Raw genomic sequence first — 17,139 nt, forward strand, 5'->3', positions numbered from 1 at the left:
AACAACACAATGGTGAGTGGTGATGAAAATTACTGAACTACGAGATATGAGCGATGAGCAATTACAGCTTACGCTCAAAGAAACTGCGGAAAAGTTGTTCCATTTGAAGTTTCAAGCTCAAACTGAACGATTGGACGCGCCCAGTGAGATTCGCAAGAGTCGACGATTGATCGCGCGGATTAAGACAATTCAAACCCAGCGTGCTCCCCAAGCTGCCCCCGAAGGCGAAGCTGCGGCGACTTAGCTAATACGTGTGGCGAAGCAATTTGCCGCAACAGATGAACACAGGTAATTACGAATGCCAAAGCGTGTACTAACAGGCGTCGTCACCGGCGACAAGATGGCAAAAACCCGCCGCGTTGAAATCAAACGGTTGGTTAAGCATCCAAAGTATAAGAAGTATGTACGTCGTCGTACCGTTTGTTACGCACACGACGAGCAGAACGAGTCGGCCGTAGGCGATTTGGTGGAAATCAAAGAGTCCCGTCCGATGAGCAAGCTCAAGCGTTGGGAATTGATCCGCGTGGTCGAAAAGAGCACGGCGGTCGACGTCGCAGCGTTGCGAGCCGCGCGAAAGCATGCGGCTAGCGAAGCGGAAAGCGAAGCGATCGAAGCAGCTCACGGCGGCGACGCCGAGACCGCCGAAGCGCCCAAAGCTTAACCAATTGCCAGTCGATTTCGGACGGGAGATCGTTCGAAGCTCCTTAGAAACACTGCAAACAAGTCTATTGCCAACGCCGACGATCGCCACGAGTTTCTCGTTGCGATACGAACGCCGAGGAAGGCAACTTACGAGATAACAGATCATCAGCCATGATCCAACAAGAAACAAGACTAACCGTTGCCGACAACACTGGCGCTCGCGAAGTGATGTGCATCAAGGTGCTCGGTGGCTCGCGCCGTCGGACTGCCGGCCTCGGTGATGTGATCGTCTGCAGCGTCAAAAGCACAATTCCTGGCAGCGATGTCAAGAAAAAGGCTGTTGTTAAAGCGGTGATCGTGCGTACCAAATCGCCGACTCGTCGTAACGACGGTAGCTACATTCGCTTCGACAGTAATGCCGTTGTGATTGTGGACAACGACAAAAACCCTCGCGGCACTCGTATCTTCGGTGCTGTGGCTCGCGAACTGCGTGAGAAGAGCTTTATGAAGATTGTCAGTTTGGCCAGCGAAGTAGTTTGAGCGGAGATTAATAAGATGCTGATCAAAGTTGATGATAACGTAAAAGTGATCGCAGGTGCCGATAAGGGCACGACCGGTAAGGTTTTGAAAGTAGATCACAAAAAGAACAAGGTCCTTGTCGAAGGCGTTGCTCGGGTATGGAAACATGTCCGCAAGAGCCAGAAGAACCCACAGGGTGGCCGTCTGAACAAAGAGATGCCCATCGCGATCTCCAACGTGATGATCGTTTGTCCTCAAACGGGCAAGCCATCGCGAATCGGTGTGCGGTATTTGAAGGACGGTACTAAAGAGCGTTACGCGAAAGTATCGGGCGCTTCGTTAGGTGCGATGAGCCCTCCACGACCTGCGTACGCTTCGTAAGGCAACCGCCCCAGACGGTCCGCCAGTTGGCGAAGACTGTGGCAATAAGAAGTCATTCCAAAGCAACAAACTGATACTACGATGGCAGATTACGTTCCACGTTTACAGACGATGTACTTCGACGAGATTCGCGCGGCGCTTCAAGCGAAGCACGGTCTGAAGAATCCGATGACTGTGCCACGCCTCGAAAAGATCACTCTGAACATGGGTGTTGGATCGGCGACGCAGGACAAGAAGAATCTGGAAACCGCTTACGCGGCGATGACGGAAATCGCAGGCCAAAAACCGGTCTTCACCAAGGCTCGTAAATCGATCGCAAACTTCCGATTGCGAGAGGGGATGTCGATTGGTTGCATGGTTACCTTGCGTGGAGCTCGCATGTACGAGTTCCTGGATCGCTTGGTCGCTGTGGTTCTGCCTCGTGTTCGTGACTTTCGCGGAATCAGCCGCAAGGCCTTTGACGGCCGCGGTAACTACAGCATGGGATTGTCCGAAATTTTGGTATTCCCCGAGCTGAATCCCGACAAATTTACTAAGCCTCAAGGTCTGAACATCACCATCGCTACGACCGCGTCGAATAACGACCACGGCCGTGACCTTTTGGAATTGTTCGGAATGCCGTTCCGCGAAGATCCTAAAAAGGCCGCGGAAGCTGCTGCTGCCGCTGTTTAGCGGTTGGTTTCCCGCTTGCCAGTGGGAAATTCTCCAATACAATGTCGCCCTTGAATCGACGACAAACAACAAGACAAACGTCGTGCAACGTAATGCATGGCACTAATTTTACCCAGTTTTTCCACAGGTATCCACCAAGTGGCCAGCAAATCGAAGATCGCAAAAGCGGAAAGGGAGCCCAAGTTCTCCGTCCGTCGCGAAAACCGTTGTCAGCTGTGTGGGCGGCCTCGAGCCGTGTATCGCAAGTTTGGCTTATGCCGCATCTGTTTCCGCAAATACGCTGATCAAGGCTTGATTCCGGGTGTCCGGAAAGCCAGCTGGTAAAGGGGACTCCAAGACCATGATGACTGACCCAATCGCCGATATGCTCACCCGCATCCGCAACGCTGTGCGTGTCGAACGGCCTTATGTCGATATCCCGCTCAGCCGCGTGAAACGTGGTATCGCTGACGTGCTTAAACGCGAAGGCTTTATTTGGGATTGGGAGGAAGTCGACTCCGAAGACTTGCCTATTAAATTGATTCGCTTGGAACTGAAATACGGTCCCAACGGTGAACAATTGATCCAATCGATCACACGAATTAGTAAACCAGGTCGCCGCACGTATGTACGTAGCCGCGAACTTCGACCGATCCTTGGCGGGATGGGAATTACCATTATCAGCACCAGCAAAGGTGTGGTCAGCGATCGTGAAGCTCGACGTCAAGGTATTGGCGGCGAAGTTCTTTGCGAAGTTGCCTAGCCGTTATCAATTGTTTCGATTGAACTGTGGCAGTCCAATCCGTCGAGCAAACCAACAAGCAGAACCATGTCCCGAGTTGGAAAGAAACCAGTATCTATCGTCAGTGGCGTCAGCGTAAAGTTGGACGGCAAACTGATCACGGTCGAAGGCCCTAAGGGCAAGTTGACTTTCGAGCACCGCGCTGAAGTGGAAGTCAAAATCGACGACGATCAGGTCACTGTGACACGTTTTAACGACGACCGCGAAAGCCGTTCGTTCCATGGGCTGACACGAGCGATCATCCAAAACATGATCATCGGCGTGACTCAAGGCTACGAAAAGAAGCTCGAGATCGTAGGTGTCGGTTACGTGGCTGTGGTTCAGAACGGTGAACTGCAATTGCGGGTTGGTTTCGCTAACGAACTAACTTGTAAGATTCCCGAAGGGCTTACGGTCGTTTGCCCGGACACCACTCACGTGAACGTCAGCGGTTGCGACAAGCAACAGGTGACACAGTTCGCGGCGGCGGTTCGAGCGTTGCGTAAACCTGAGCCTTATAAGGGCAAGGGCATTCGCTACGCTGGCGAACAAGTGAAACTGAAACCAGGTAAGGCGTCGGCGAAGTAGTCGTCTAATACGACCCGCTCGACACTTGCACAAGACATACGCCTCGCGTGAAGCCCGGGGTCGAAATAACCAACACCCCGACATAGTGGCGCGGGATTCGGCAGGAACCAAGTTGTGGATAAGAACAAGAAGCAAGATAAGAATCGTCAACGACGACGATTTCACGTCCGTAACAAGTTGCGTGGATCGGCGGATCACCCGCGGTTGTGCGTGAATCGTTCGTTGAGCCATTTCAGCTGTCAGTTGGTCGACGATATCAACGGAAAGACACTTGCCAGTGCGAGCACCAAGGACAAGGCGCTTCGCGATGCGTTGAAGCCCGGCGGAAACTGTGCTGCTGCGGCCGCGATTGGAAAAGCGGTAGCAGAGCGAGCTGTCGCGGCTGGGATCAAGCGTGTCAAATTGGATCGTGGTCATTGCAAGTACCACGGTCGCGTCAAAGCGTTCGCAGAAGCTGCACGCGAAGCTGGGCTGGAATTTTAATTTCGCTTTGGATTGCATCTTTTGGTTTCGGCCAGGAGAGCGAGCAAAGCACCATCGCAATCAATCATCGAAGAGAACGAACTGGTGTCTGACAATTCTGGACAAGGCGATCTGCTTGATCGCGTCGTAAAGATCAAACGATGTGCGGCCGTTGTAAAAGGTGGCCGTCGTTTCAGTTTCGCTGCGATGGTCGTCGTTGGCGATGGTAAAGGTAAAGTTGGCTGGGGCTACGGTAAAGCGAACGAAGTTCCGCCTAGCGTCCAAAAGGCGACTAAGCAGGCGACGCGAGATATGGTCGCTGTACCGTTGATCGCTGGCAGCATCCCGCACCAAGTGTGGGGCAAGTTCGGCGCTGCAAAGGTGCTGTTGATGCCTGCGGGTGCTGGTACTGGTATCATCGCCGGGCAAGCCGTCCGTGCTGTATGCGAATCGGCGGGCATTCACGATATTTTGACCAAGAGCTACGGGACAAATAACCCGGTGACTCTTGTAAAGGCAACCATCGACGCTTTGAGCAAGTTGCGAACGCGAGAAACGATCGCGGCACTGCGTGGCGTTGAGCTGGATAATTAGAGCGACTGAGCAATTGGGCCAATTGTTCTCCAAAACAGAGCACACGATATGAAACTTCACGACGTCAACACCGGTATTACCAAGAATCGCAAGCGCAAGCGGATCGGTCGCGGTCCCGGTTCGGGCCACGGCAAAACTGCCGGTCGCGGTCACAAGGGGCATAAAAGCCGCAGCGGTTACAGCCGCAAGCCGAGCTTCCAAGGTGGATCGATGCCGTTGTTCCGTCGTATCCCAAAACGCGGTTTCCACAATCCTTTCGCACCAGTCATCAAGGTGATGAATGTGCAGGATTTGGAAGCGATGTGTGACGACGGCATGGAGATCACTCCCGATCTGTTGGTCTCGACTCACATCTTGACTGGTATCTTCGACGAACTGAAGATCCTCGGAAACGGTGAGATCACCAAGAACCTTAAGGTTTCAGCGCATCGATTCAGCAAGAGCGCCGTTGAGAAGATCAAGGCTGCCGGTGGCGAAGTTACCATCCTGCCTGCGAAGCGTCTTCCGAAGGAACGGGCTGCTTTGCTCAAGTCGGGCGAAGTGCAACGAGCTCATAAGTAGTGTCAGGATTCGGGCGAACGCCCGAAGATTGCATTCGAAAAAGTGGGCAATGCCCCGACGGTTAGTTGTCCATTAACGATAGGACAAACGTCTTTCAGCAGTCTTTTATATGTCAGACGCTTGTCGCAAACGAAACAGAAATTCACGAAGCTCAAGCATCTGACTATGTCTCGCTCTTGACGGGACTCCGGTGGCGTGGGCCAAGGAACGGATTAGACCATGCTGGAAAAATTACGCGTCGTTTTCACAATCCCCGAGCTCCGCAACAAAATCTTGTTGACGTTGGGATTGCTGGCGATCTATCGCATCGGCTTTCACATCTCTCTGCCGATGATGAACCAAAACTTGGCCCCCTCTGCGGGCGAAGATACTGCGTCGCAGTTCTTCGAGAAGGTCAGCCTGTTTGCGGCGAGCGATCTACGCCAAGCGACGATCTTCGGTCTCGGCATCATGCCCTATATTTCCGCGTCGATTATCTTCCAGTTGCTCGGTAGCGTTTGGGCTCCGATCGAGGAACTGAAGAAAGAAGGCGAAGCGGGCCGGAAGAAGATCAACGAATACACGCGTTATTTGACCGTTGTGTTGTGCTTGATTCAAAGCTACATGTACTTGAAGTTTTGGTTGATGGCCGGCGGCGAAGGCGAGGCGAGCAAGGTCAATCCGAACTTCTTTGGAGCCGACAGTAACACGCTCTATTGGGGTTGGCAGATCACTGCGGTTCTAATCATGACCTGCGGTACGATCTTTTTGATGTGGTTGGGCGAACAGATCGACGAATACGGGATCGGCAACGGTATCAGTCTGTTGATCATGGCCGGTATCTTGGCCCAAATGCCTGGGGCTTTGTTCGACCTGATTCAGAATATGAAGACCGAGTTGGTCGGACTCTCGAAGGGTACGGTCGGTATTGAGACGCTGATCATATTGATAGTGCTCTTTGTTGCGGTGGTCTTTGGCGTGGTCTTTATCACGCTGGGGCAACGTCGTATTCCCACTCAAAGCGCGAAATTCACTCGCGGTCGACGAGTCTATGGTGGCAACCGCCAATTCCTGCCACTGCGGATTAATCAAGCTGGCGTGATGCCGATCATTTTTGCTAGCAGTTTGTTGATGATTCCAGGGGTGATGCTGCAGTTCCTTTCCAAATCGTTTACTCCCGGAACGTTCATGTTCTCGGCGTTGAATGGCTTTGGGTCGATCATGAGCAGCGGAACGTCGTTTGTCTACAACATGCTGTATGTCGCATTGATCTTCTTCTTCTGTTACTTCTGGACCGCGATCACCTTCAATCCGAAGGAAATGTCGGACCAATTGAAGGACCACGGGACATTCATTCCCGGGTATCGTCCTGGTAAACGGACTTCCGATTACCTGGAGAAGGTTATGGTTCGGATCACATACGTCGGTGCAGCGTTTTTGGCGATCGTTGCGATCGTGCCAACGATTGTCTATGGCTCACTGGGTGTGTCGTATTCGATCGCTGGATTCTATGGCGGTACCGGGCTTCTGATTGCCGTTAGCGTTGCGTTCGATTTGATTCAGAAGATCGATAGCCATTTGGTCATGCGAAATTATCGTGGTCTGCTGGAAGGCTAGTTCGCGTGGCGAACTCTCTTTGACTGCGAAGCGGTGTCCTGCCAATTGAAGGAGACGTCCAATGCGAATCATTTTCATTGGACCTCCTGGCGCGGGCAAAGGGACCCAGTGCAAGCAATTGGTCGACCATCTTTCGGTCCCTCATCTTTCGACCGGCGATATGTTGCGTGAGATTCGCGGCGAGCGAAGCTCTTTGGGGCAATTGGTGGCATCGTATATCGATGCAGGGAGGCTGGCCCCCGATTTTCTTGTCGTCCGTATCGTCGAAGAGTTCTTGCGCCGCGAGCAATGCGATTCGGGTTGCATGTTCGACGGCTTTCCCCGGACTCTGCTGCAAGCTCAGTTGCTTGGTGAGCAATTGGCTAGCAATGGCGACGGCATTTCGATCGTTTTGAATTTGGACGTCGATGAGGATGCGCTGGTTCAGCGGTTGCTCAAACGTGCCGAGATTGAAAATCGCGCGGACGATAACGCGGAGACCATTCAGCAGCGGTTGCGAGTCTATCGTCGGCAAACGGCGCCCCTGCTCGACTTCTACGCTCAAAGGGGCTTGGTCGAACGAATCGATGGTTGCTTGGACCCGTCGGCGGTCTTTCAACAGATCCTCGATCGTGTGCGTCAGCGAGCGGTTTAGGTTTCGTTCGTCAGCGAGTGCAGATGGCTGGCGTGATATGTTGCCTTTCCTCGCGTTCTACTCTGTTGCTTGCCGTTGTCAATTCAGTCTGTCAGCCGCGTGGCAATGCGTTTCCGCAGGTCGTTCTTTACCTTTGTTGCAACCGTTCCGGAGAAGATCGCGATGAGTTATGCCGCTTCGATACTACCAGAATTTGAGCAAGAAATGGCCAACACCCGCAAGGTGTTGAACCAAGTGCCGGACGCGTTGTTCAATTGGAAAGCACATGAGCGTTCCAACACGATCGGCTGGAACGCAAATCACTTGGCAGAGATCGTTGGTTGGGTTGAGGGGACGTTCGCCCGCCCCAAGTGGGATATTGCCGGTTATGAATCGCCAAAGCTTACGTCGACCACCGACGTTCTTGCTTTGTTCGATCAAAACCTGGCGTCGGCCTGCACCGCGATTCAGAATGTGCAGGAATCGTCGTTGACAGAAATTTGGTCTTTGACCAACGGGGATCAAACACTGATGTCGATGCCTCGATCCGCTGTGATTCGCACGTTTGTTTTGAGTCACACGATCCATCACCGCGCCCATCTGTGCGTATATTTGCGTTTGAATGACATTCCGGTTCCGGGGATGTACGGGCCTTCGGGTGATGAAGGTTTGTTTGCGTAGCTGTCAACGCTTCGTCGGTTTCGGGAGTTTTCAACGGCATGTCGATCTGGTATCGCAACGGGCAGTGGGGCGAAGGTGAGATCGCGTTGCCGGTCGATGATGTGGGGGTTTTTCAAGGCGTGATCGCGGTTGAACGGTTACGCACCTATTCCGGGCGTTGGTTTCGACTCGATGATCATCTAGATCGGCTCCGACAGTCGACTTCCCTGCTGTCGATCGACGCCGCTCAGGGGATCGACGGCCTTTCGGCATCGATGGCGGATCTGTTGCATCGAAACGGGGCTCCGTTGGTGACGGGGGGGACGGTGTTGATCACACCGGGAACTCTTCGCGGTCGTACGCCTACCGTGATCGCACACCTCACACCACTGGATCTGGCCAGGATCGAACGCTTGCAGAAGGAGGGGGAGCTTTTGGTTCTCAGTTCCGTCGTCCAGCCCTCCGCCAATTCGGTGCCGCGTCGCGTGAAGCATCGCAGTAGGCTCCATTATTATTTGGCCGCACAGCAGGTGCGGCGGGTCGATCCTGCCGCGACGGCTGTATTGATCGACGACGATGGATCGGTGACCGAAACCGCGTCGGCGAACATTCTGCTGGTTCAGGACGGTAGCATCTATTCGGCTCCGCCAGATCGCGTGCTGCCAGGGGTTTCGTTGGGGGTCGTTCGCCAATTGGCGAACGAGGCGGGGATTCCTTGGATTGAGCAACCGTTGCAAGCATCGATGTTCGATCGAGCCGACGAGATTCTGTTGACTGGCACCGGCGCTGGGATTTGGTTTGGCAACAACCGGAAGGGGCCGGTCTATCGACAACTGTCCGAAGCGTTTCACGCCTCGACGGCCTCCTTCGATTGACGGCTATGCCGAATGAAGTACATCTCGCAAACCGGATCGGTAGTCGGGAAACGCTAGCTGCGGACAGAGGTCGCGGCGCATTCGGGCCGTCCATATTCTCTTGCTGGTCGTCGCCCGACGACTGGCGGGTGCTGCGGAATCGGGGGAAACGAAGCTTGGCAAGGGCTTGCCAAGCACTCGGGCGATCTCCTCGTAATAGGTTCGACGAATGACCGGCGTCCCATCGGAGATGACGTAGGTCTTCGTTTCGGATGGGCTGGTTTGCCAGGCAGCCATCACGGCGCTGGCCGCATCATCGATGTGGATCAGGTTCAAGTAGCCTTCGGTCGGTGCGGAGAGCGGTTTCCCCGAAAGGATCTCTTTGGCGCGGGGGATACGGTTCGGGCCATAGAGCCCCGCCATCCGCAGAATAGTTGATGGGAAACCAGGGCGTTTTTGCCGCAGCAGCGACTCGGCCTGCAAATGCGCCCAACCTCCCGATCCGATAGCGGGGCAGCAGGGGGAAGCTTCATCGACCCATGTTCCCCCGTTTTGGTGGTACACGCCGGTCGAACTGATATAAACCAAATTCGACTTAGGAGAAGTTGCTTGCAATGCGTTCCGCAGCCCCCCAACATAGACGTCGTATTGGGATTGGCCACCACTGCGATCCCATCCGACCGCGACGAGGGTCCGGTCGGTTTGGGGCAAATTGCGGAGCGTGGTCGGGCGGGTCCAATCGGCGACGATCGGCGAGATTCCCGCCGTTTGCAGATCTGCCGCGGTTGGCCGATTGCGAGTGACTGCAAAGACGTGCCAATCCTGATTTTGCAATCGCAGGGCAACTCGTTTACCCAAGTATCCACAACCAAAAATCAGGGCCGTTTTTTTTGATTTTTCCAAAGATCTGGCGCTCCAGGGCAGTATCGATCGGCAGAAATGCGGGTTAGAAGAGTATGAAGCTTAGGTTCGTGAGGCGAACACTGGGCCAGATCGACCGGGCAAATTGGCCCATCCCCCTGCCGAGAGTCTACAATGGACCGAGCCATCGCGGGGCGGCGAATTCTAATCTTTTCCTCATACGACTATTGGACAATAGATGATGCATCGATCTCTTGTTCGCATCGAGTGCAGTTTGCTGGTGATTGTCGCGATTCTTGTCGCGTCGCCGGCCTCGGCTCAGCAGAAACCGTCGGGGTTGACGTTTGTGTCGGCCCCTTCGGCACTGACGGGAGTTCTTCAAGGGGAGGCTCCGCATTCGTTGGCGGAACTGAGGGCGTTGGAGCATCAGCAGCAGATCGTCTCACAGCGGGTCGCGAAATGCACCGTCAGCGTGCAGATCGGTTATGCCCAAGGGAGCGGCGTCGTAATCACCAGTGACGGATACGTCCTGACGGCTGCACACGTCGCGATGCGCCCCGGTCAGCAGGCCGTGATGACGCTCAGCGATGGTCGACAGGTTCATGGGACCACGTTGGGAATGAATCGGCATGTCGATGCGGGACTGATCAAAATCGACGATCCCGCGCCAGCCGAAGGTTGGCCCTTTGCTACGCTGGGATCCTCCAGTGGTGTGTCGCCGGGAACTTGGTGTGTCGCTGTTGGGCACCCAGGGGGCTACGAACCCGAACGGGGAGCGGTGATTCGGATCGGCCGCGTACTGATCACTCGGGAGACTTCCCTGGTCACCGATTGCGCATTGATCGGTGGTGACAGCGGGGGACCTTTGTTCGATTTAACGGGCAAATTGATCGGCGTTCACAGCCGGATCGGCAACGACGTGACCGACAACTTGCATGTTCCGATCGATCATTATGACGAACACTGGGCGCGGCTGGCGCGGGGCGAACTCTGGGGACATCTTCCCGGTTTCCGGCCACGAATCGGCGTCCAAGGGCGCAAGCAGGACGATCGCGCGGTGATCGAAATCGTCGGCCGAGATTCACCCGCGGCCGAAGCGGGCATTTTGCCTGGGGATGTGATTAAGAATTTTGGCGACGTCACAATCGCAGACTTCGAGTCGTTGAAGGCAGCGGTCGCCGACACGATGCCGGGCGAACATGTCCAGATCGTGCTCGAACGCGATGGGATCCGCAAACGGATGATCTTGGTGGTGGGGCGCGATCCGAACTCCTAATCCCTGCGGTTTGTATTCGGAAGAACTTCGATTTCAATTGGTGAAGGTAAGTTGGCCGGCCATGATGCGATTCAATTTAGCTTGCAGCCTGATTGGTGCTGCGTTGCTCGTCCCCCTGACGCCAGGTCAGCCGACGCTCGCCCAACCGGCGTTGCGCGAACAATATCCATCGGAAACGTTGCTGCCCAGTTACTTGCGAGACAGGATGCTGCGTCGCGTCGCATCGCGTCGCGACAGTGCAGCGATGACGCTGCTGATGCAACCGTTGGCGGCAAAGGCGGGAGCCAGCACCGTCGAGGTTCTCTTGGCGGGACAGCGTGTCGCCTTGGGGACCGTCGTAACCGCAAACGGTTATCTGGTAAGCAAGGCGAGCGAGTTAAAAGGCGATGGGGAGCTTCGCGTTCGATTGGGCGACGACCGAATCTTGCCTGCGACGCGAGTCGATGAAAGGCGTTCGGTCGATCTGGCGTTGCTGAAAGTCGACGTTCAGGGACTGAACCCGATCCAATGGAGCCAGCCCGAACCAGCAGTCGGCAGTTTCCTGTTCAGCGTCGGTCGCCAGGGGGATCCTGTAGGGATCGGGGTCGTTGGCGTTGCGTCGCGTGAGGTGCGGGATGACGGAATGTTGGGGGTGATGTTGCGCACCGATAACGACGGCGCACGGGTGATCAGCGTGGTACCAGGCAGCGGGGCGGACGATGCCGGAATCGACGTTGGCGATGTGATCACCAAAGTCGATGGCGTTGCGATGACAACGCAAAAACAGGTCACCGGCGAATTGCGGGCGTTATATCCAGGCGACTCGGTCGATCTGACGCTCCGCCGCGATGGTCGCGATGGAGAATTTAATGTGAGTGCCGAGATTCGCGAACTCTCGTCCTTTTCCGAATCGCAAGACGATACGCGGGTCAATGGGCCGCGCAACAATCGGTTGACCGGCTTTAAGCTGGCACTGCAGCACGACACGGTGTTGGGGCCCGATCAATGTGGCGGACCGGTGATCGACACCAATGGTAATGTGATTGGTATCAATATTGCCCGCGCCGGCCGCGTCTGCAGCTATGCGATTCCCAGTGTTGCGATCAAACCGATCGTCGACGACATGCTATCGTCGCTAGGCGAGGATGGGCGTTAACGGCGTCGGATGCGTTGTTTCCAGTAGGAAACACCCATTTCGTTGACGGTTTCGCCATTGAGGGTGACCTCGATTTTATCGGTCTCGTCGACGACCTGCTTGAGCTGTTTGGCGGCTGCTTCGCTGCTGACCGCTTCGACCTGTTTTTCAGACAACACGGTCTTCTGAGAATCGATTTGACGGATGGTGTAGACGTTGGTGGTTGCAAATTCCGAAGTCAATTTAGCTCCTTGTGGTTGTGAAACGAACATCGATGGATCTTCTTACAACAAAGAGCATTCGGAGGCAGAAGTCAACCGCAAATCTTTTTGATGCCAAAGGAAACGCCCTTGCTATCGGCCCAGATGCCGCGCTAGCAATCGAGCCGGCAGCGACTCCCCTTTGCCTGTCCGTTTGAGGCATGCCGATCGCGAAGCGGTCCCGAGTGATGCATCTTCATCGGTAGGAGGGCTTTGATTCGGTAACGGCTGCGTTGGGGGAGCCCCTTGTTCTCGACGCTCGCGCTCGCGGCTCCGATCAGGAGGGGGGCGGCGATGCTTCGCACGGCTTGGCGAGGTCCCATGCAAGCAGTGCTTCTAACGGTTTCTGTTGAAAACGGACAACTTCGGTTCTCGGTACCGGAATCGGTTGCAAGGCAGCAATTTGTGCCGCGTCGAGCAGGCTTCGTTCGCGGGTATGCCCCTTACCAGCAGGCCGGAAGTCGTGTTAACTTCTGCGTTTAAGTTCGGTTAACCCCGTGCTGCGTGCCGCGTGCAGGATGTGCCATTGGGCAGATGTTTGCGGTTGGCCGTTGGCTCCACTCCTGACTATCAACTTGGGCCGTGATGGAAACGCAAACAACACTCCCGACCAACCAATCCGCCGCTGAAATCCGAAGCGATAATGCCCATTCGAGCGTCGCGTGCATTGCTGGTGAAATGCAGCAGGTGGAGCAATTGTTGCGGGACCAAATGCAGAGCAAATATGAGGACCTATCCCCTCTGTTGGCTCACGGTGCGCTGCTCGGCGGGAAACGCTTGCGTCCGGCCCTGGTGCTGCTGGCCGCGAAAGCTTCCGGCGAACTGAAACGCGATCACGTGGTCCTTGGTACAGTCGTCGAAATGATCCACACCGCAACGTTGATCCACGACGATGTTTTGGATGCTGCCGATCAGCGTCGCCATCTGCCGACGGTCAATGCAAAATGGAACGACCAGACCAGCATCCTCCTGGGGGACTATTTGTTCGCCCAAGCGTTTACGCTTTCGGCGACGCTCGGTTCGACTCAGGCTTGCCAATGGATCGGCGATGCGGCGCGACGGGTTTGTGAAGGAGAGTTGCGACAGATCTTCACCAGCGGTTTTGCGAATCTCAGCGAACAGGATTACTTCGACATCATCCGCGGCAAGACAGCGGAGTTATGTCGGGTCAGTTGTCAGTTGGGCGGTTGTTACAGCGGTGCCGATGCGGCGGCCCAAACCGCATTGGCTGAGTTTGGCGAGAACCTGGGGATCGCCTTCCAGATCGCCGACGATTATTTGGATGTTTGGGGCAGCACCGATCGCGTCGGCAAAACGCTGGGGACCGATCTGTTGCAGGCCAAGCCGACGCTGCCATTGATCCGGCTGTTGCAAACCGATCCGGCGATGCAGACGCAGTTGGACGAACTGCAGGATGCGTCGGACGATGAGCGTTGCCAAGCGATCATGTCGAACTTGGATCGATCCGATGCCAAAGAGTACACGCTGGCCCGAGCCAAGCAGTTTGCGGCCAACGCCATCGCTGCGATCGATTTCTTGCCAGCCTCGGCTGCGAAAAAAGCGTTGCAAGAGATCGCGATGTTCAGCGTCAATCGCAACTTCTAAGCCCCTCGACTCTCTTGCAGCCATCAGCCTTCCGCCGGCTGGTCTATGTCACGCTGCGAGCGACGGCAAAAATGATGTTATCGCGATCGACCGACTTGGCCATCCATTCAAGAACTTTAAAGTCGCCACTGGCGGTTCGATAGCGGTTCCGGAAACCAACGACCGACTGTCCCTTCTGCAACAGGCTCATCTGCTGGACCGTTTCGGAAACGTCATCGGGGTGGACGAAGTCGAGGAACGGTCGCGCTAACAACTCGGCATCGCTGTGCCCCAAGACTCTCGAAAAGTTGGCGTTGATGCGTTGGAAATAGCCATCGGCGTTGGCGATGCAGAATAGATCCAACGACAATTCGAAAAACCGATTCATATCGCTTTCCATCTGTTGGAAAGCCGATTCGTGATAGGCAGCCATCGCCTGAGCAACTTCCACCGCCGATTGTGGGCGATCCTTGCTGCGGCGTGATAGGCACTGTTTAGCCAAACGGACCAAGGCGCAGTCTTGGGCCGATTCGTTCAACACGTCGATCGCCCCTTGCGTCGAACCTTTCATCGCGGATTTATGAATTTGGCGAACGTTATTTCCTTCGTAGGGTGCATGTCCAATCAGGATCTCGCACAGCATCGCCCCGAGGCTAAAGACGTCGGAGCGAGGATCCAGTTTCCGGCCGCGGGCCTGTTCTGGGGACATGTACCCTGGGGTTCCATTGACCGTCCCCTTTGTCGGTTGGTTCCCAAACGACTCCCCAGTCAGATCGGTTCCCTCGGGCGGTTCCCCTTCAAAACGTGCCAGTCCCCAGTCCATCACATGGACTTCGCCAAACTCCCCCACCATCACATTGCCCGGTTTCAGATCCAGATGCATGACACCGCGGGAATGTGCGAACGCAACCGTCTGGCAGACATCGGCGAAGATGTAAACAAGATGCGACGTGCTGAAAGTCTGCGATGCCAACATGTCGGCTAGCGTCCTTCCATCGATCAACTTCATCACGTAGTACGGACGCCCATCTTGGCACGTTCCGCATTCGTAAATCGGGGTCACCCCAGGGTGCGACAGGAAACTCATGATCCGGGCTTCGTCGACGAAGCCTTGCCGAGCCGGTGTATTGGCCGACCGGTCGGCGCGTAAGACCTTGATCGCCACCTTGCGCGACAACTGGAGATCGCGGGCGGAAAAGATTGCTCCCATCCCGCCTCGTTCGATCATCTCGCTGATCTGATACCGCGGATTGGCAAGCACTGGCAAGTCAGCCGTCGTCGCGGAATCGTTCGCCTCCGACCCCATCGACGTCGTCAACTGACGCGTCTGGACACGCTTGCCCCAGTCGTCGCTTGGAGGTTCATTCATTGCATCACTACCCTGCTTGCGGATCTTCCAGCGGTTATGCGTAGCGGATGACTAACATTCTATCCCATCGCCACTAGTGTAAAAAAGACCACGTCCAAAAAGAGTTGTGGCACGCGCGACCTAGGGGCTAACGGGCTGAGTTCGCCAGCCCGTCGCCGCACTGGTATACTTCCGCCGCGATCGGCAGCAGGCGCGCTGCCGTTAAAGCGTCCGGAGCCTCCAATTTGCCTTCGGATAATAGATTGCCACCTCGCGTTGCGTCTTCCACGCAACTTCCCCCACATTTAAAACTCCTGAGTCTGATTCACGATGAACCCCCGATTAAAATTGCAGCCATCGGTTTGTATCGATGCGATTTTTGAAGGCCTGCCCGCCCCCCAGGCGATCCAAACGGTTGCGGATTGCGGAATCAAAGCCTTCGAATTCTGGGGCTGGTGGGATCGCGATCTCGACGCGATCTTGTCCGCTCGCGATCTTCACGAACTAACGATTTCCGCTTGCTGCACCAAGTTCATCAGCCTCGTAGACCCCGCCTGGCAAGACGACTACTTGGCAGGGCTCGAAGCATCGCTCTCCACCGCCCAACGCCTGGGATGCCAGACGCTAATCTCACAAGTCGGCGATTTCCGACCGGGGATCGACCGCCAACAGCAACTCGACTGCTTGGTCGACGGCCTCAAGCGGGCTGCTCCGATGTTGCAGGCGGCCGAGGTCACCTTGGTCATCGAGCCATTGAACGAATTGGTCGATCATCCCGGCTATTTTTTAATCCGCAGCGACGAAGCGTTTGCTGTGGTCGATCGGGTCGACAGCGACCGGGTGAAGGTGGTCTTCGACATCTACCATCAACAGATCAGCGAAGGGAATGTGATCGAAAACATCACCCGGAACATCGCCAAGATCGGTCACTTTCACGCCGCGGGAAATCCCGGCCGACACGAACTGACACGCGGCGAATTGCATTACCCATCGATCTTCACGGCGATTGTAGAAAGCGGCTTTGAGGGGTTCGTCGGGCTAGAGTATTGGCCCAAAGATGATCCAGCGACCGGATTGCGGCAGGTCGCCAGTTGGTTCTAGCGGCCAACTGCTCCATCGGGACGCGGAAACACAGCCCCCCTTAGGCGAGCCTTGTGGGGAACTATTTCACGCAAAATAGTTCATTACAGAATTGGCGCTGGCAGATTTGGAAGACTAAAATCCATCGGTCGATATCCGACAGTCTCAATTCCCCCCGTTCCTAGAGGAGCACTTCCACGATGAGACGCAATACATTGGTGATGGTCATGCTTGCTGTTATCGCTCTCCCCGCAATTGCAGATGAGAAGAAAGCTGGGAAGGAAAAAGCGAAAAAAGGTGGCAGGAACGTTGCCACTCAAATTCTCAAGCAACTGGCCGATGTTGACTTGACCGAAGAACAGACCGAAAAGATCAAGGCGGCTGGAAAAGCTGCAAGCGTTGAGATGGCGAAGATTCGCGATGAAGCGGGGATCACCGGCGAACTGATGAAGAAGCGTGCGGAAGCTGCGAAGTCGCTTGCGGATTCCGACAAAAAGGGAAAGCAGCGGAACGAAGCGATCAATGAAGCGGCGGGGCTGACCAAACCGCAGGCCGAAGCGATGGGCAAGATGAATGCAGTCCGCGCGAAGTTCACCAAAACGGTTTTGGCGACGCTGACCGATGCACAAAAGGAAAAGCTCCCCAAGCAACTGCAGCGCGCCGCTCGGCCCGAAAAAGGCAAAAAGCCGAACAAGAAGAAGGCCGCGGCGTAGG

The 17,139-nt window shown here is 55.3% G+C and carries 23 protein-coding genes; 20 read left to right on the forward strand and 3 right to left on the reverse strand.

Translation table 11 applies throughout. From position 1 onward, the window contains the following. The first annotated feature begins 19 nt into the window (after positions 1-19). From rpmC to EC9_RS22960, 15 genes are all read left to right on the forward strand, one after another. Positions 20-244 (forward strand): 50S ribosomal protein L29, encoded by a 225-nt coding sequence (rpmC, locus tag EC9_RS22890; protein WP_145348367.1) that lies wholly within the window; start codon positions 20-22, stop codon positions 242-244. A gap of 54 nt (positions 245-298) precedes the next feature. Beyond that, positions 299-661 (forward strand): 30S ribosomal protein S17, encoded by a 363-nt coding sequence (rpsQ, locus tag EC9_RS22895; protein ID WP_145348368.1) that lies wholly within the window; start codon positions 299-301, stop codon positions 659-661. Between the two features lie 152 nt (positions 662-813). Beyond that, positions 814-1,182, forward strand: a complete 369-nt coding sequence (rplN, locus tag EC9_RS22900; protein ID WP_145123248.1) for a 50S ribosomal protein L14 — start codon at positions 814-816, stop codon at positions 1,180-1,182. A gap of 15 nt (positions 1,183-1,197) precedes the next feature. After that, positions 1,198-1,542: a 50S ribosomal protein L24 gene (gene rplX, locus EC9_RS22905; protein WP_145348369.1), complete on the forward strand. Its 345-nt coding sequence runs from the start codon at positions 1,198-1,200 to the stop codon at positions 1,540-1,542. An 81-nt stretch (positions 1,543-1,623) separates the two neighbouring features. Then, positions 1,624-2,214 carry a 50S ribosomal protein L5 gene (gene rplE, locus EC9_RS22910; RefSeq protein ID WP_145348370.1) on the forward strand — a complete coding sequence of 197 codons (591 nt, stop codon included), beginning with the start codon at positions 1,624-1,626 and terminating at the stop codon, positions 2,212-2,214. Between the two features lie 138 nt (positions 2,215-2,352). Further along, a complete protein-coding gene (locus EC9_RS22915; protein WP_145124292.1) occupies positions 2,353-2,538 on the forward strand; it encodes a type Z 30S ribosomal protein S14 in 186 nt (61 codons plus the stop codon). Between the two features lie 16 nt (positions 2,539-2,554). Then, positions 2,555-2,956, forward strand: a complete 402-nt coding sequence (gene rpsH, locus EC9_RS22920; protein WP_145101015.1) for a 30S ribosomal protein S8 — start codon at positions 2,555-2,557, stop codon at positions 2,954-2,956. A gap of 66 nt (positions 2,957-3,022) precedes the next feature. After that, entirely contained in the window at positions 3,023-3,562 is a 540-nt protein-coding gene (gene rplF, locus EC9_RS22925; protein WP_145348371.1) for a 50S ribosomal protein L6, read from the forward strand. Positions 3,563-3,676: 114 nt separating this feature from the next. Next, a complete protein-coding gene (rplR, locus tag EC9_RS22930; RefSeq protein ID WP_145348372.1) occupies positions 3,677-4,045 on the forward strand; it encodes a 50S ribosomal protein L18 in 369 nt (122 codons plus the stop codon). A gap of 63 nt (positions 4,046-4,108) precedes the next feature. Beyond that, positions 4,109-4,618: a 30S ribosomal protein S5 gene (gene rpsE / locus EC9_RS22935; RefSeq protein WP_218934853.1), complete on the forward strand. Its 510-nt coding sequence runs from the start codon at positions 4,109-4,111 to the stop codon at positions 4,616-4,618. 48 nt (positions 4,619-4,666) lie between these two features. Beyond that, entirely contained in the window at positions 4,667-5,179 is a 513-nt protein-coding gene (gene rplO, locus EC9_RS22940; protein ID WP_145348373.1) for a 50S ribosomal protein L15, read from the forward strand. Between the two features lie 219 nt (positions 5,180-5,398). After that, the gene (gene secY / locus EC9_RS22945; protein ID WP_145348374.1) at positions 5,399-6,775 is read left to right on the forward strand and encodes a preprotein translocase subunit SecY; all 1,377 of its coding nucleotides are present in this window, start codon (positions 5,399-5,401) and stop codon (positions 6,773-6,775) included. Between the two features lie 61 nt (positions 6,776-6,836). Then, positions 6,837-7,409 (forward strand): adenylate kinase, encoded by a 573-nt coding sequence (locus EC9_RS22950; RefSeq protein ID WP_145348375.1) that lies wholly within the window; start codon positions 6,837-6,839, stop codon positions 7,407-7,409. A gap of 162 nt (positions 7,410-7,571) precedes the next feature. After that, positions 7,572-8,069, forward strand: a complete 498-nt coding sequence (locus EC9_RS22955) for a DinB family protein (protein ID WP_145348376.1) — start codon at positions 7,572-7,574, stop codon at positions 8,067-8,069. Positions 8,070-8,107: 38 nt separating this feature from the next. Further along, entirely contained in the window at positions 8,108-8,923 is an 816-nt protein-coding gene (locus EC9_RS22960; RefSeq protein WP_145348377.1) for an aminotransferase class IV, read from the forward strand. 3 nt (positions 8,924-8,926) lie between these two features. Here the strand turns inward: EC9_RS22960 and EC9_RS22965 are convergent, their stop codons facing one another. Beyond that, positions 8,927-9,805 carry an NAD-dependent epimerase/dehydratase family protein gene (locus EC9_RS22965; RefSeq protein WP_261342907.1) on the reverse strand — a complete coding sequence of 293 codons (879 nt, stop codon included), beginning with the start codon at positions 9,803-9,805 and terminating at the stop codon, positions 8,927-8,929. Positions 9,806-10,001: 196 nt separating this feature from the next. Here EC9_RS22965 and EC9_RS22970 point away from each other — a divergent pair, with 196 nt between their 5' ends. Then, entirely contained in the window at positions 10,002-11,039 is a 1,038-nt protein-coding gene (locus EC9_RS22970) for a S1C family serine protease (RefSeq protein ID WP_145348379.1), read from the forward strand. A gap of 61 nt (positions 11,040-11,100) precedes the next feature. Then, positions 11,101-12,174 carry a PDZ domain-containing protein gene (locus tag EC9_RS22975; RefSeq protein ID WP_145348380.1) on the forward strand — a complete coding sequence of 358 codons (1,074 nt, stop codon included), beginning with the start codon at positions 11,101-11,103 and terminating at the stop codon, positions 12,172-12,174. Here EC9_RS22975 and EC9_RS22980 read toward each other — a convergent pair. Beyond that, positions 12,171-12,425, reverse strand: coding sequence for a hypothetical protein (locus EC9_RS22980; protein ID WP_145348381.1), 255 nt, complete (start codon positions 12,423-12,425; stop codon positions 12,171-12,173). The genes EC9_RS22975 and EC9_RS22980 overlap by 4 nt on opposite strands. A 573-nt stretch (positions 12,426-12,998) precedes the next feature. On the opposite strand from EC9_RS22980, the gene EC9_RS22985 reads away from it, so the two are divergent. Beyond that, on the forward strand, positions 12,999-14,018 hold the full coding sequence (locus tag EC9_RS22985) for a polyprenyl synthetase family protein (protein ID WP_246105834.1): 1,020 nt from the start codon (positions 12,999-13,001) through the stop codon (positions 14,016-14,018). A 43-nt stretch (positions 14,019-14,061) separates the two neighbouring features. Here EC9_RS22985 and EC9_RS22990 read toward each other — a convergent pair whose 3' ends face one another. Beyond that, a complete protein-coding gene (locus tag EC9_RS22990; protein WP_145348382.1) occupies positions 14,062-15,366 on the reverse strand; it encodes a protein kinase domain-containing protein in 1,305 nt (434 codons plus the stop codon). Between the two features lie 309 nt (positions 15,367-15,675). On the opposite strand from EC9_RS22990, the gene EC9_RS22995 reads away from it, so the two are divergent. After that, the gene (locus tag EC9_RS22995; protein WP_145348383.1) at positions 15,676-16,446 is read left to right on the forward strand and encodes a hydroxypyruvate isomerase family protein; all 771 of its coding nucleotides are present in this window, start codon (positions 15,676-15,678) and stop codon (positions 16,444-16,446) included. Positions 16,447-16,625: 179 nt separating this feature from the next. Then, on the forward strand, positions 16,626-17,138 hold the full coding sequence (locus tag EC9_RS23000; protein ID WP_145348384.1) for a hypothetical protein: 513 nt from the start codon (positions 16,626-16,628) through the stop codon (positions 17,136-17,138). Position 17,139 lies beyond the last annotated feature (1 nt).

Source organism: Rosistilla ulvae, from assembly GCF_007741475.1.
GTDB lineage: Bacteria > Planctomycetota > Planctomycetia > Pirellulales > Pirellulaceae > Rosistilla > Rosistilla ulvae.